Genomic DNA, 15,549 nt, shown 5'->3' on the forward strand with positions numbered 1-15,549 from the left:
TAATTGAGTGAGATGAAAAAATTACTGGTCATCATTATAGTGGCGTTGGGTATGACATCCTGTAAGAAATTTCTGCAGGAGTATTCGCAAACAGACATCACGCCCAAATCCACCCGTGATTTTGGAAACCTGTTGTTCACCGAAGGTTATCCCGGGCGAAACATATTCCTGCAACCCTGGATGTGTTATCTGGATGACGACGTACAGTGCTACAGCGGCCCGGTCATGCAGGACCCCAGACCACCGGCGGCGGCAGGGATTTTCCAGTGGCAAACAAATTTCGACCGCCTGATGGCAGCGGAAGGGTATGGTTATAAAACCAATACCTGGGGCGAATATTACCGTCTGCTGCTGGGTGTCAATGTGACGCTCGGAGGGGTCGACAACTCAGTAGGGTCGCAGGAAGAAAAGGATATCCTGAAAGGACAGGCATATACGTTGCGCGCCTTCTATCATTTTATGCTGGTGAATATCTACGCCAAGCCTTACAACGATTCCACCACCACGCCGGATAAAAGTCCGGGTATACCAATACGCATCACTGCGGACCTGTCTGATGTTTTCCTGGCACGTAATACGGTGAAGGAAGTATATGAACAGATCACACAGGACCTGGAGCAGGCAACCCGGCTGCTGGATAAATACAAGAAGAGCGTAGAGACGTACCATATATCCCATGTGGCGGCACATTTGCTTGCCAGCAGGGTGTATCTCTATATGGAAAACTGGGAAAAATGTATTGCCCATGCGGATGCTGTTCTCAGGCAGCGCTCCATGTTAATGAACCTGAACACCTGGGGAGACCCTGATCCGGAAACCCATCCGCTGGCGGGAATTAATAACGAAGAAACCATCTTCGCTTATGGGTCTCCGCTTGAGCAACTGAACTTCCCCTTTACTATCGGCTATGAGGTATCCTATAATCTTTATCATTCCTTTGAAGACGATGATCTGCGTAAACAGATTGGCATCGCGGTGATACCGCCGTTCATGAAGCAGTACATTCCGGTGGAGTTAGGGCAACAGAAAATTACCAATACCTATAAATCGCAGGATAGTTATTTCGCCAACGGCTGGCGGACGTCCGAGGCCTACCTCAATCGCGCAGAAGCTTACATCCAGCTTTATAAGACCAGGGGAGACGCAGGCGCGGCGGCCGAGGCATTGAAAAGCCTGAACGCCCTCCGGTCTTACCGCATAGATATGGCTTCCTTTAAAGCGTGGGACATAAAACCTGCTGACGAACTGCTGCGCATGTGCCGGCAGGAGCGCCGCAGAGAGCTTTTCCGCGAAGAGCTGCATCGTTGGTTTGATCTCAGAAGATATGGCATGCCCGCCATTGAGCATATTTACACGCCCAACGAAACCACCGTACAGGTTTTCCGGCTGGAAGCCCGTGACCCGATGTACGTGATGCCGATACCGGACGATGTGCTGAACCGTAATCCTGCCCTGGTGCAAAATCCGCTGTATTCAGGCACACGCAAGCCGCAATAATATTTCCTAACGTTTAATGTGACTACTGATGAGAAGATATTACCTGCTACTGGCCTTTATCCTGATGATATTGATGGCTTGCCGTAAGGAGGCCATCCTGACATCACCGGCTGAAGTGCCCGGTTATACACTGCCACAGGGCAATCATAGTTATGACGACTCTATTGTTCAGTTTTACAAAAAATACAACTGTTACGTGCTGTATCGGTTTACCCATACTGATTTCGCCTACAATTATACCGAGATGCGGGAAGACAGTGCCTTTAATGCCAATCCGGCTTATATCGGTTACACGCTTCGTTTTGTGTATGACCAGTTGATAAAGCTGTATCCCGATGTGTTCCTGCAAAAGACCTTGCCATTTAAGATCCTGCTGGCCTCTTACATCGGCAAGGGCCCGGCCCGGGATGCTGATGGCTTTGCCAGCACCGTCAGCACGCTGACCGTTGGCTGGGCTGACAGTACGCTGCTGAATAAAACACCGGCAGAGACGAAAAAGCTGCGGGGCCTGTTGCACCGGTTTTATATGGAGCGCGCCTACAGGGTCAAAAGTGTCGATATTCCTTTGGCCTTCCAGCAGCTGGTGCCTTTTGACTATTCTACTTCTAATGAGAGCAACCAATACAGTATGGGGATCGTCGGCAAAGTTACCGGTCAGTCTATGAACGTCGTAACAGACTACCTCGATTACATTGAAATGATCACCTCCCGTAGCAAAGCCGAGCTGGATGCCACTTTGTTTAGTCCCGCTGTAGATACGAAGGGGCTGATCAAACGGAAGTATGAAGTGATGATCAACTACTTTGCCAACACCTTTGATACAGACCTGCAGGCCGTTGGCAACCGGCCCTGATGCTGCTGTTTTACATGATATCCTTTAATCGATTCAGATGAAATTATTGTCCCGTAAAAATAATCCATGGCTGCTGATGGCTTGCGCGCTCTCTGCCAGTTATTCCGCTCAGGCCCAGGCGCCGGCAGATACTGCTGCGTGGCCGGCTTACCGCAAAGACGTGATAGCAGCCGTCTTCAACAAAATCAACAAAAGCCATTTCGCGCCCAGGCAGCTCAACGATGCCTATGCCGCCGATGTATGGAAGCGCTATATCGCTACGCTGGACCCCAACCGGTGTATCTTTTTACAGGAAGATATCAGGCAGCTGTCGGCCTTTCAATCCACAATTGATGATGAAATAAAGGCATCCGGCACCGCTTTCTTCGACGCTGCATTTGCCATCTATACCCAACGGGTACACGAAGTACAGGCGCTGTGTGAACAAACGTTGGCGCAACCTTTTGATTTTACGGTAAAGGAAACGGTGCAGGCTGAACGAAAAAATGCAGCTTACCCTGTCGATAAAAAGGAACAGGCCGCGCTGTGGCGTAAACTGCTCAAATACTACACGCTCCGCAACTATATGGAGATGCAGGACGCTGCTGCCAAAGGAAAGCCGGACCCGGCACTGGAAGCCAAAGCCCGTGAGAAGGTCGGGAAATGGTATGCTGACTTCTTCCGTCAGCATGTCCGCAGCCAGGCGATCAACGATAAGTTTTTCCAGTACGTCGCTGACGCCACCATGGAGGTAGATCCGCATACCATATACACCGCTCCGCAGGCGCTGACGCTCAACGATATGCTCAATAAACGCTATTTCGGCCTGGGCATAGAACTGGGGGTAAAGGAAGCCGATTTTTTTGTGAAACGGATGTTGCCCGGAGGCTCAGCTTTTCGCAGCGGTGAAGTAAAGGAAAATGATCTCATCCTCGCTATCTCTGACCATCAGGGCCAGATGAAAGAAGTGGCCGGTGTGCCGCCTACAGAAGTAGCGGCCATGATCCGCGGCGAAAAAGGCACACCGGTGAAGCTCCGGCTGAAGCAGCCTGGCGCTGAGCCACGTAATGTGACGGTAACGCGGGAGGAAATCATTGATAAGGAAAACAGGGCCAAAAGCGCCGTGATAGAGCGCGATGGTAAACGATTCGGTTATATCTGGCTGCCGGTATTTTATACGGATGATAGTCCCACCAAACAAAACGGCGCCTGCAACGATGTGGCGCGTGAAGTGGAAAAATTAAAACAGGAAGAAGTAGAGGGCATCGTGATGGACCTGCGCGGCAATGGCGGCGGGGCGCTCGACGAAGTGGTGAGAATGGGCTACTGCTTTGTGCCGGAAGGCCCTATGAGCTGGCTCCGTGGCAAAGACAAAGTAGACCGCTATAACTCACCCGCCGCGCCACCGCTCTATGAAGGACCGCTCACCGTGCTGGTAGACGAAGGCAGCGCCTCTGCGTCTGAAATATTTGCGGCTGCCATGCAGGACCGCCGGCGTGCGTTGGTCATCGGTACCAGTTCCACCTTCGGTAAAGGGACCGCGCAGACCAACGTGAACCTCGGAAAATTAGGCGATCCGGCTAAAGGCACCGCGGATATCAGCTACGGCAGCATGCGCCTGACAGTGCAGAAATTCTATCGCGTCACCGGCGAGTCTACCCAGCTGAAAGGCGTACGGCCGGATATTGTGCTGCTGGACAGAATGAGCCGGGAGTCTGTCATGGAAAAAGACTATCCTTCTGCGATGGTCTGCGATACTATGAAACTACTGCCTTTTACCCGCGAGACTTTCTCCTTTGATTATAACAAGGTGGTGGAAAATGCCCGTGACAGCGTGGCGAAGAAACCTGCTTTTACAGCCATTGCAGCCGGTACCAGGCAACTGGAACAACTCAATAGCGCTGCGGTGGCGCTGGATCTGCCATCTTTCTACCAGCGGTATACACAAACGGCAAAGCTGGAGCAAAGCATAAAAGATGCGAAACAGGGAGCCGGCGCTGACACCCTGCGTGTATCCCTGCCCGTTGACAGGTCGCTGCACCCGTCGCTGCTAAAGCCGGATAACAGTCCCGCCACTACGGAGTTCCTGCAGAAAACAGCGAAAGACATCTACCTGGCAGAAACAGTAAAAATCATGGAATCCATGGTTGATCATAAAACATCCAAATAATCAAATTAAAAAATTGTTATCGGGATTCACCCTTTCCGCCATTCGGGGTGCCTGATATATAAACGAATCCATTATGAAAAAAATACTCTTTTCCTTATTGTTGAGCGCAGGGGCATATAGCGCCTATGCACAGGAGGTAGTTATTACCGCCAAACTGGACAAAGCGCCCAACGATACGCTTGTACAGCTGCTGGAACCTTACACCGGCGAGTTCGACACGGTACGGGTGGTCAATCACGGCTTTACCATAAAAAGGCCGATGCCCAAAGGTGGAAGTATTTATGTGCTGATGATTGGTAACCAGGGCGAAAAATGCGCTACGCTGCTCTATCTGGAAAGTGGAAAAATACACATCTCCGGTAAAGGGCCATATTTTCAGCATGCCACCTATAGCGGAGACGTATGGGTGAAAGAATGGCAGGAGATGATGGCGCTCATGGACCCTGAAAAAGGAGATGCCAAAAAGCAGGAGGAGCTAATGGAGAGCATCAATAAAGCGATGAAAGTAGGAGATGAAGATGCGGCTGAGAAATACGGAAAAGAACATAAGGTAGTAACAGAACGTTTGCTGCAGTCGTACCGCAATTGGATTACCAAACATCCTAATTCCGGTGTTTCTGCGTATGCAGCCACTGTTTTCTTCAACGGAAGAAAAGAGTTTGATGAAATCCTGGCAGGACTGGGAGAGCATGCCATCGCTTCCCGTATCATGCAACGCCGCCTTCACCCCGGACAAATAGATCCGTCTCCGATGACTGTTAAATTTGGTGAACCCGGCGAAGCGCAGGGGACACTTGGTAAAGTAAAAATCGGTGATATGGCGCCTGCCTTCAGTGTACCGGATGCTAACGGTAAAATGGTTTCCCTGGCGGATTTTAAAGGGAAATATGTGTTCCTGGATTTCTGGGCCAGCTGGTGCGGTCCCTGCAAACCACAGATCCCGTATCTGAAAGCGGTCAACGATAAATACAAAGACAAGAATTTCTCTATGATCGCTGTTTCCCTCGATTCCAAAAAAGACGCCTGGGTAAACGCTGTGGAGAAACATGGTATCAACTGGACCAACGTATGCAGCATGAAAGGCTGGGCCGATGAAACCATCGCGTCATACGGCGCCAGCTACATTCCTTTTAATGTGCTGATCGGACCAGACGGCAAAGTGCTCGCCATGGGACTGTATGGAGAAGATGTAGAGAAAAAACTGGCTGAAATCATCAAATAACCTATCCTATGAAATACATCCCGCTACTGATTCTATGGTTGTCGCCCCTGTTCAGCTTTGCAGGTGACGGCTTCGTCATCCGCGGCAAAATAACGGGTGTCACCAATGGTAGTGTGGCCGTGCTGGAACGTACCGGGGAAAGTAATAACGACTGGCCCCGTGTACGTATCGAGAACGGACAGTTCACCTACTCCGGTAAAGTAGACCATCCACGGTTAGTATGGCTCAAAGTAAGCACCAAAAGGGTAGAGGTGTTCCTTGAAAACGCAGACTACACCATGGAATGCAGTTTCGATTCTCTCGCCGGCAGCAGCCTAAAGGGCGGCAGGTACAATGAGCAATGGCAGCAATACATCACAAGTGGCATGCTACCGATGAAGTACTTCGCTGAGCATCCCCGGCAGGAGATTGCGCCCTGGATGGCACACCGCTATGCGGAGAAGTACGACGAGGCCAAATCTGCTTATGCGCAACTGACGCCGGAAGGGAAAAACACACAGGAAGGAAAAGCCCTGGCAGAGCGGATAGAAACGTATAGGAAAATAGAATCCCGCTCCCCGCTGCCGGTATTCCGCACAGAAGACCCCGCTGGTAAGACTGTTGCGCTGAACGAACTGAAAGGCAAAGTAGTGGTGCTGGACTTCTGGGCCTCCTGGTGCGCTCCCTGCCGCGCTTATGTACCCACGCTGCGGGAACATTACAATCGCTATAAAGACAAAGGCGTGGTGTTCGTCAGCGTATCCGTAGATGATGATAAAGGCAAATGGAAAAAAGCCATGGACGAACTGCACATGGAATGGATGCAGGTGCTCGCCGATGGTGGTTTCAAAGAAGAAACAGGCGTGCGCAAGCTGTTTAATATCACCGGTATCCCGCATCTGTTGATCGTCGATAAAGACGGTCGTATTGCAGTATCGATGGACTACTACCAGCGTCAGAACTTCGACGCTGTCGTGCAGCAATTAATACAGTAATTTAGTGATCAACCCATATGTAGCGGCCGGCCCCAAAAGGGCCGGCTTTTTTTGTGCCCTGGGCTTCAGCCCTGGGGCTGTGCCTACTGAATAAACTGCATCTCACAAAGGGTTTTATACAAACCTTCTTCGTTGCTGATCAGTTCATGATGGGTGCCTTCTTCCACGATAGCGCCTTTATCGATGACGATGATCTTGTCGGCCTGCCGGATGGTGGCGAGGCGGTGTGCGATGACGATGGCGGTGCGGCCTTCCATCAGTTTGTTCAGGGCGTCCTGTACCAGTTTCTCTGATTCGGCGTCCAGTGCGGAGGTGGCTTCATCGAGGATGAGGATGCGTGGTGCTTTCAGTACGGCGCGGGCGATGGCGATCCGCTGGCGTTGTCCGCCGGAGAGTTGTATGCCGCGTTCTCCCACGAGTGTCTGTAAGCCCAGCGGCATCCGCTGAATGAATTCCCAGGCGTTGGCTTTCTGCGCGGCGGCGATGATCTCTGCTTCTGATGCGTCCTGTTTGCCATAGGCGATATTTTCCGCGATGGTGCCGCCAAAGAGGAATACGTCCTGCGGTACGGTGGCAATCTGCGAACGGAGCGCAGATAAAGGAAAGCTGCTGCTGTCTTTCTGGTCAAACAGTATATGCCCTCCCGTAGGATCGTAGATGCGTAACAGTAAGGATACGATGGTGCTTTTGCCGGCGCCGCTGGGACCTATCAGGGCTATTGTCTGGTTGGCCTGCGCCTGAAAGGAGAGGTTTTTCAGTACGGGGGTGTCTTCGCGGCCGGGATAACGGAAGGATACGTGGCGGAAGCTGATGTAGCCGTGTAAGATATGTTCCGGTGCCAGCTGGGTGACCGGCGCCAGTGGTTCTGCCGGTTCGTCGAGGATGGCGAAGAGATTTTCTGTGGCGCCCAGGCTTTTTTGCAGGGAAGCATATACTTCTGCCAGTCCACCGATGGAGCTGCCGATAAAGACAGAATATAATACAAAGGAGAATAGCTGGCCGGTGTCCAGGCCGATGAGGGCTCCCCGCCAGATGACGGCTACTAGCGCGCCGAAGATGCCGGCAACGACAAAAGAGGAGAGGGCAGCCCGGTATTTACCGTTCTGAATGCCGAGGCGGGCCGCTTCGTCGGTCTTTTCCCGGTAGCGCCTCATTTCCATGAATTCACTGGCAAATGCTTTTACACTGAAGATGCCCTGTAAGGTTTCCTCCACGATGGTGCCGGAAGTAGCTACCTGGTCCTGTACTTTCCGTGAAAAATGACGGATGAACCGTCCGAAAACGACAGCGATCAGTACCATGACCGGCAAAATGGCCAGCATGAAGAGGGTGAGATGGATGGAAGTCAGCATCAGGAAGATGATGCCGCCGATGATGATCACCAGCTGCCGTATAAATTCAGCGATGGTATTGGTGAATGTTTCCTGCAGCAGGGAGATGTCTGCGGATATTCTGCTGTTCAGTTCTCCTACACGACGGGTGAGAAAGAACTGCATGGGAAGTTGTACCAGATGATTGTAGACGGTCTGCCGCAGGTAGGCCAGTGTTTTCTCCGCTACTTTCACAAAAATCAGTGTTCTGAAAAAAGAACTGATCGTTTGTATAGTTAGGACTGCTATCAGAAAAATGCCGGCGTCGTTGATGGCGGAGGCGCCCTGCGGTTGTTTGCTGGCATTGATCAGCCGACCCAGCAACTCGGGGAAGGCGAGACCTGCCAGACTTGTCGTGATCAGAAAAAGCATGCCCGCTGTGAATAGGGCGCGGTGAGGCCATAGTAACTGAAGCATGCGTTGCATTCGTTTAGGCCTGACAGTAATACGGTCACTATTATTGACGGTTGTTGAGGGAGATTGCATGGACTTAATTTGGAGGGCTATAAAAAGGGTTTTAAGGTGTGTTGGCAATAGCGTTATTATATGCTGCTGCAACAAAAGTTCGGTGGCGTAAGATTTAGCAGCCGATGGCAAGTTAAATATAAAATGATTTACGGCAATGGAAAAAAGTTTGAAAAAAAATCGTCAGTCGTACTGATAATATTAAATGATTGTTAACAACGGTGTTCTGTATGTAATACCTTGCTGTGGCAGGTTTTCCATGCATCCTTTTACTGAATTCACACTTCACCGGATGGTGTCTCCTGCCATGAATTGTTTTTTTCTATTGCGCCTATAGCGCACCTGATAATTTTTTTTGCTGAATAAAATATGTTTGCTAAATTCGGGCCACTGATAAGGACGATAGAAGTGTTAATTATTGTACAACGATAAAAAAAAGTAGTTAACGATCCCTCAAATAATCAAATTTTCCTTAAATGTTTTCAATGACTAAGACAAGGGATAAAGCATTAAGCACAAACTAATACTATCCGGAAAATTCTAAGACATCCAAGGTGGTGTTTTATGTTAACTTAGTAGATCGTTTAAACAACTATTTTATTTTTTTTATGTAATGTGAAGGATCTGGATTCACGCTAGCGACAGCTATGCCCGCTACTGGACCTTATTGTTTCAGGAAAGGGCGTGTGGACCGTATCTGGAAGGAAAAGCCTATTGCTTTATTAGCATCCTTTAGAAAATACCCTCAATGAGCATTTCCGTTAATGGCTGGTATGTGGTGTATACCAAGCCTCGTCACGAAAAAAAGGTTGCCGCTTTTTTGTCAACTTTGAATATTGTCAACTTTTTACCTACAGCCAGAATTTTACGCGTGTGGAAAGACCGAAAGAAATACATCGACGCCCCTTTATTTCCTTCTTACCTTTTCATTTATCTGGAGGATCTGGAGACCTATTATAAGGTGTTAAGCCTGGAAGCTGTGTTATACTATGTTAAAACAGGAAAGGAGGTGGTCAAGGTGAAGGAAGACGTGATACATAGTATCCGGCTGATTACCCAACAGCCGAATAACATCGATATCGAGGTGTCGGATGATTATTTCCAGCCAGGAAAACAACTGATGATCAAAGATGGAATGTTATCGGGTCTCGTTTGTGAAGTGGTGGAAGTAAAAGGAGAACAAAAGTTTCTGGTAAGGGTCAACATGCTGCAGAAGAATATTCTGGTTGCCGTATCTGCTGAATACCTCGATTCAATCGCCGTGTAAGCTGCCGCCCATTGTTGTGCTCAACATCTATGGTCGGCGTGGAAACCCTGGCCCGTCCAATTTTTCAGCAGGAAGGCTCCCCTCTGCTGCAAGGCTTCGTCTGCCTGTAAATTCCCTGGTATGAAGCGTGAATAGACAAACATCATCTGTTATATACAGATGACTGTGGTCGTCATTCTGTTATAGTTTGAGATACCGGTCCCCCTGGTCCCGGACGGGGTGTCTTGTACCTATATTTTTTGACAACGTGGAAACTTTGACATATGGAGAAAATCAATCTTTTCTGTCTGCCCTTTGCCGGAGGTAGTAAATACTCCTACCGGCTGTATGAAGAACACCTGCCATCTTTCCTGAACCTTATTCCGCTGGAATACCCCGGCAGAGGTACGCGGATGAGTGAGCCCCTGAAAGAAGATATCCGGCAGCTGGTGCACGATCTCTACCTGCAGGTAGAGCACAAACTCGACAGAGCACCCTACGCGATCTATGGACACAGTATGGGCGGACTGCTTTGTTACCTGTTGGCCCGCAAAATCAGAGAAGAAGGCCGGATGCCACCCGTGCACCTTTTTATCACCGGTACCTCAGGACCCGCTGCATTGTCCAGAACAGAGAAAAAAAGACACCTGCTGGATAAAAAATCATTCATCGAGGAAATCCGTAACCTAAACGGAAGCCCGGATGAAATATTGCAAAATGATGAGCTGCTGGATTTTATCGAGCCTATTTTAAGAGCCGATTTTAAAGTGTCGGAAAACTATGCCCACACCAGACAGGAACCACTCGATATACCCGTTACCGTTATCACCGGCACCAGAGAGGACATGAAACCTGAAGATATCCGCCTGTGGCAACAGGAGGCACGGAACCCGGTGGACTTCCGCCGTATGCCCGGTCATCACTTTTTTATCTTCAAATACCCTTACGAGATCGTCAGCATCATCGCCAAAAAATTACTTGTACATCACAAATCATATCAATTATGAGCGACAAAAAAGTATACCTGAAGCCCAACGTAGTGCTGGAACCATTGTATGACAGGTGGTATGCCTGGAGCCACCTCATCTCTCCGGCAACAGCCGCCATGAACACCATCGCCCGCCACCTGACCATCATGGATTCTTATCTTGACGACCCCGCCATCCACGCGGAAGCGGTACTGAATCCTAAAATGAAAGGCGGCCCGTTCATGGACTTCAACGGGGAAAGGGTAGCGGAAGTGAATGCCCTGAAAGATGATATCCTCAAACGCCAACACCGTACCATCGAATTCGCTAAGGCCTGCAAAGAACTCGATAAGATACTGGCCGCCGAAGCAAAAGGATTCGGACTGGAACCACTATACGAAAAAGTGCCGGAAATCCTCAAAGGATATGTTGAACTGTATTACGATCGCAATAATAACGCTGACTACCGCCTCTTTGAGTCCCTGCTGTATAAAAGCGAATTCTATAACAGAGAAGCCCAGAGCATCGCACTGTGGATCACCAATAACGACCATCGGCCGTTCTGTCTCAGCACACCACGGCTCGATGAAGCGGATGTGCTGCACCTCAATATTCCCTTCGACCATCCCGGCATCGACGCCATCAGCCACATGAAGAGAACAGCCCGCTCCCTGGCTGAAATCAAAGCCCTCTTTGATATCACCCCGGAACAGGAACCCCTCTTTGATACTTTCTTCACGGAAACACCACCGCCGGCCTATAAACGATATACCGGCGATAAAATCCGGATGCGCTATTTTGGTCACGCCTGTATCCTCGTGGAAACAAAAGACGTGAGCATCCTGGTAGACCCGCTGATCAGCTACTATGGCTACGAAAGCAGCATCGACCACTTCTCCGATGCAGACCTTCCGGATGTGATCGACTATGTGCTGATCACCCATAATCATCAGGACCATATCCTGTTTGAGACCCTGCTGCCCCTGCGTCATAAAATCAAGAACCTGATCGTGCCACGTACCTGTAGCGGTAAACTGGAAGATCCGGACCTGAAACTGATGTTTAACAATATCGGCTTCGATAACGTAGTGGCGGTAGACCCCATGGAAACCATCGAGTTTGTGGACACCGTTATCACCGGTCTGCCTTTCACCGGCGAACATTGTGATATGAACATTCTCACCAAATCCTGCTTCCTGGTACAGATCAGCGGCTTCAAACTGCTGTTCCTGGCCGACTCCAGGATTGTGGAATCTGCGCTCTACAGACATATTCATAACCAGATCGGTGATGTGGACGTACTGTTCCTCGGTATGGAATGCGACGGCGCTCCGCTTACCTGGCTGTATGGCCCGCTGCTGACCAAAAAGATCACCCGTGATCAGGACAGCAGCCGCAGGCTCGCCGGTTCTGACTGCCCCAAAGGCATGGCGCTCGTGAATATCTTCAAGCCGAAAGAAGCCTACGTATATGCGATGGGGATGGAACCCTGGCTGGAATTTATCAGCAGCATCGTATATACCGACGAGTCCAATCCCATCATCCAGTCCAACAAACTGGTGAAGGAATGTGAGGCGAGAGGTATCATTGCTGAACGTCTTTATGGAGAAAAAGAGCTCCTGTACAACAGAAAAGAAGCACTGGTGGCAGAAACAAATTAACGCCGGCCCTTTCTGATTGTTTGTTTATTACGCTCCTTTTTCTTTTCTGAATATCATTACAGACTGCCAACTATCTGCTACCTGCATCCACCCCTGGATGCAGGTATACCCCTCGTTTTTACCATAAAAATTCAAGTATGTTACAACAACTAGAAAAGTTGTCTGCTTTCATAGGTAATACTCCCCTCATTTCCCTCCGAAATACAGACACCCCCCTGTGGGCTAAACTGGAATACAACAATTTCTCCGGCAGCTCTAAAGACCGTGCCGGTTACAGCATTATCTACCACGGCATCAAAGCAGGTCATATCAATCAGGATACCACCATCATCGCTTCCAGCTCCGGTAACCTCGCTATCGCGGTGGCTTCCATCTGTAAGATGCTCGACCTGAAATTTATTCCCGTTATTGATCCTAATATCAACAGCGCTTATGAATCGTTGCTGAACCTGCTGTCCTACAAAGTGGTGAAGATCACGGAACGCGATCATACCGGCGGTTATCTGCTCACCCGTATCGACACTGTCAACAAGCTGCATGCTACCATCGAAAATTCATTCATCGCTGATCAATACGGCGATCCTAATAACTACAAGGGTTACTACGGATTGACGAAAGAAATCCTGGCCTGTCCGGAGCCGATCGATTATGTGTTTGTGGCGGTAAGCTCCAGCGGCGCTATTACCGGCATCTCCAGTAGTATCAAGGCGGAACGGCCTGATATTAAAGTTATCGGTGTGGACGTGGAAGGTTCTGTTATCTTCAATGCACCACCGGTAAAGCGCTATATCTCCGGCATCGGCGCCAGCCAGATACCACCCATCATCAAAAACGCATTGATCGATGATGTGGTGATCCTCTCGCAAACAGATATCGTTAAAGGCTGCCTGGAGTTGCTGAATGAACAAGTGATTTTTGCCGGCGCTTCTTCCGGCGCCGTATACCTCGCTGCCAAAAATTATTTCCGTCAGTTGTCTTTCGTTACACCGCCCAACTCATTGCTCATCTTCCCGGATAAAGGTCATTCTTACCTGGATACGATCTATAACGAAGAATGGGCCGCGCAACTGGCGCATAAGCTACAATCTGCCACCATCGCTTAAAACGACTATATATGCTTTATCTGAATGCGGACCATATCCGTGAAATTGGGATCCAGTGGGAGGAACTGACCAATGTGATCAGCGATGCAACTGCCGCTTTGCACCAGCAGGATTATTCGCAGCCGATCAAACCGTATTTACGTTACGGAGATCCGCAGAACCGTATCATCGCTATGCCGGCCTACGTAGGCGGACAGGCGCCTATGGCCGGTATCAAATGGATAGCCAGTTTTCCTGGTAATATTTATCAGCAGAAGTTAAGAGCGCATTCGGTGACCATCCTCAATGAACATCATTCGGGGATACCACTGTGCGTCATCAATACAGCCACTATCAGCGGCATCCGTACGGCGGCCGTTTCCGGCGTGATACTGAAAAAGTACCTCGCCACCAGGAAGGAAGATAAGCAGTTTACCGTAGGCATTATCGGCTTTGGGCCTATCGGCAGAATGCATCTCAACATGGTCACTGCTATACTGGGCGATCGTCTCAACAGGGTTTTATTGTACGATATCAATGGGGCAGACCTGACAGCTGTGGACCCTTCCGTGAAAGATAAGGTAGCAGTGGCCGGCTCCTGGCAGGAGTGTTATACACCGGCTGATATTTTTATTACCTGCACCGTGTCGGCAGCGCCATATGTAGACCTGCCACCGGTGAAATCATCCCTGCAACTGAACGTGTCGCTGCGCGACTATAAAGTGGAGATGGTGCGTCATATGGACGTAGTGGTGGTAGACGACTGGGAGGAAGTCTGTCGCCAGAATACCGATATCGAAAATATGCATAAGATCATGGGCCTCGAGAAAAGCGATACCCTTTCTATCGCTGACGTGGTCTGTAAGGATGCATTGAAAGACCAGGAGGGCGTGATCATGTTCAATCCCATGGGCATGGCCATTTATGACATCGCCGTTGGCGGTCATTACTATCAGCAGGCCATTACGCGCAATGTCGGCGTAATGATGCCGGATTAATCGCCCCTGCATTGTTAACCCCGCAGATAATAAGATGAAACCCTATCGTACGGCGCTACGGCGCCGTACCCCTCAAAATAACAGTATATGCCACTGCAACAAGTACCGCTGCATCCTTCGCAGCATGAGCTGACGACCCTGTTGGCCCAACAGGCAGCACGCGTCCCTGACGCGGTAGCGCTCCGGTATGAAGGCACAGAAGTGACCTACCGCACCTTGCACGAACGTTCCAATCAACTGGCCCATTACCTCCAACGCAGAGGGGTGAAAGCCAATAAACTGGTGCCGGTATGTGTAGAACGGTCGGTAAACATGCTGGTGGCCATCCTGGGCATCCTGAAAGCCGGTGCGGCCTATGTGCCCATAGACCCTGAATATCCGGAAGAAAATATCCGCTGCCTGTTGGAAGATACCGGCGCTTATGTGATGATCAGCAGCAGCTACGGCCGCAGGAACATCCCAAAAGATATAGCCGTCAGCGTGATCCTGCTGGACCATATCCCGGATATCTTCAGCAATGAACCCATCAGCGACCCCGGACATATACCACAGCCTCACGATGCCGCCTATATGTTATATACGGCCGGTGTTACCGGCCATCCTAAAGGCGTGACCGTGGACCATAAAAACCTGCTTCATCACCTGACGGCCAGGATAACGGAGCTCAGCATCCATGAATATTCGGTGATCGCCTTTACTGCACCTTACATCACTGAAGCAGCTGTATGGCAGATGTTGGCAGCGCTGGCCTGCGGCGGCACTACCATCATCTATCCGGACCACGTGATGCTGAATACTGCAGCTTTTATACGGGCCGTTGACCGGCATGGCGTCACCCTCCTTGAACTGGCGCCTTCCCACCTCGCCACCCTGCTCGGAGAAAATACCGGCGCTACCCTGAAACAGCTGGAATACCTGCTGGTAGCAGGCGAAGCGGTAAGCGGAGCGCTGTTGGAGCAGTGGTTCAACCATCCTGCGTATAGCCGCATTCCGGTAGTCAATACCTATTGTCCGGGAAGAGAGAAAAGCATCGTAATGTGACACAAACTATATCATCCAGCAAT

General features: G+C 50.0%; 12 protein-coding genes. 11 read left to right on the forward strand and 1 reads right to left on the reverse strand.

The genetic code is table 11. The annotated features are described in order from the left end of the window. The first annotated feature begins 12 nt into the window (after nucleotides 1–12). From ICL55_RS03570 to ICL55_RS03590, 5 genes are all read left to right on the forward strand, one after another. The gene (locus ICL55_RS03570) at nucleotides 13–1,497 is read left to right on the forward strand and encodes a RagB/SusD family nutrient uptake outer membrane protein (protein WP_188094661.1); all 1,485 of its coding nucleotides are present in this window, start codon (nucleotides 13–15) and stop codon (nucleotides 1,495–1,497) included. Nucleotides 1,498–1,525: 28 nt separating this feature from the next. Next, nucleotides 1,526–2,350: a hypothetical protein gene (locus ICL55_RS03575; RefSeq protein ID WP_188094662.1), complete on the forward strand. Its 825-nt coding sequence runs from the start codon at nucleotides 1,526–1,528 to the stop codon at nucleotides 2,348–2,350. A 37-nt stretch (nucleotides 2,351–2,387) separates the two neighbouring features. Continuing rightward, nucleotides 2,388–4,499, forward strand: a complete 2,112-nt coding sequence (locus tag ICL55_RS03580) for a S41 family peptidase (protein WP_188094663.1) — start codon at nucleotides 2,388–2,390, stop codon at nucleotides 4,497–4,499. A 73-nt stretch (nucleotides 4,500–4,572) separates the two neighbouring features. Continuing rightward, nucleotides 4,573–5,721: an AhpC/TSA family protein gene (locus tag ICL55_RS03585; protein WP_188094664.1), complete on the forward strand. Its 1,149-nt coding sequence runs from the start codon at nucleotides 4,573–4,575 to the stop codon at nucleotides 5,719–5,721. An 8-nt stretch (nucleotides 5,722–5,729) separates the two neighbouring features. After that, on the forward strand, nucleotides 5,730–6,695 hold the full coding sequence (locus tag ICL55_RS03590) for a TlpA disulfide reductase family protein (RefSeq protein ID WP_188094665.1): 966 nt from the start codon (nucleotides 5,730–5,732) through the stop codon (nucleotides 6,693–6,695). A gap of 83 nt (nucleotides 6,696–6,778) precedes the next feature. Here ICL55_RS03590 and ICL55_RS03595 read toward each other — a convergent pair whose 3' ends face one another. Then, a complete protein-coding gene (locus ICL55_RS03595) occupies nucleotides 6,779–8,482 on the reverse strand; it encodes an ABC transporter ATP-binding protein (RefSeq protein ID WP_246496145.1) in 1,704 nt (567 codons plus the stop codon). Nucleotides 8,483–9,278: 796 nt separating this feature from the next. Between ICL55_RS03595 and ICL55_RS03600 the strand changes: the two genes are divergently transcribed. The 6 genes from ICL55_RS03600 to ICL55_RS03625 all read left to right on the forward strand — a co-directional run bounded on the left by ICL55_RS03600 (nucleotide 9,279) and on the right by ICL55_RS03625 (nucleotide 15,526). After that, on the forward strand, nucleotides 9,279–9,797 hold the full coding sequence (locus ICL55_RS03600) for a UpxY family transcription antiterminator (protein ID WP_188094667.1): 519 nt from the start codon (nucleotides 9,279–9,281) through the stop codon (nucleotides 9,795–9,797). A 263-nt stretch (nucleotides 9,798–10,060) separates the two neighbouring features. After that, nucleotides 10,061–10,783, forward strand: a complete 723-nt coding sequence (locus ICL55_RS03605; RefSeq protein WP_188094668.1) for a thioesterase II family protein — start codon at nucleotides 10,061–10,063, stop codon at nucleotides 10,781–10,783. Continuing rightward, nucleotides 10,780–12,405 carry an MBL fold metallo-hydrolase gene (locus tag ICL55_RS03610; protein WP_188094669.1) on the forward strand — a complete coding sequence of 542 codons (1,626 nt, stop codon included), beginning with the start codon at nucleotides 10,780–10,782 and terminating at the stop codon, nucleotides 12,403–12,405. The genes ICL55_RS03605 and ICL55_RS03610 overlap by 4 nt, the downstream gene beginning before the upstream one ends. A gap of 137 nt (nucleotides 12,406–12,542) precedes the next feature. Then, entirely contained in the window at nucleotides 12,543–13,508 is a 966-nt protein-coding gene (locus ICL55_RS03615) for a pyridoxal-phosphate dependent enzyme (RefSeq protein ID WP_188094670.1), read from the forward strand. An 11-nt stretch (nucleotides 13,509–13,519) separates the two neighbouring features. Further along, nucleotides 13,520–14,485, forward strand: a complete 966-nt coding sequence (locus tag ICL55_RS03620; RefSeq protein WP_188094671.1) for a 2,3-diaminopropionate biosynthesis protein SbnB — start codon at nucleotides 13,520–13,522, stop codon at nucleotides 14,483–14,485. 87 nt (nucleotides 14,486–14,572) lie between these two features. Further along, nucleotides 14,573–15,526, forward strand: coding sequence for an AMP-binding protein (locus tag ICL55_RS03625; RefSeq protein WP_188094672.1), 954 nt, complete (start codon nucleotides 14,573–14,575; stop codon nucleotides 15,524–15,526). The last annotated feature ends 23 nt before the right edge of the window (nucleotides 15,527–15,549 follow it).

This window comes from Chitinophaga varians, from assembly GCF_014529945.1.
Taxonomy (GTDB): Bacteria; Bacteroidota; Bacteroidia; order Chitinophagales; family Chitinophagaceae; genus Chitinophaga; species Chitinophaga varians.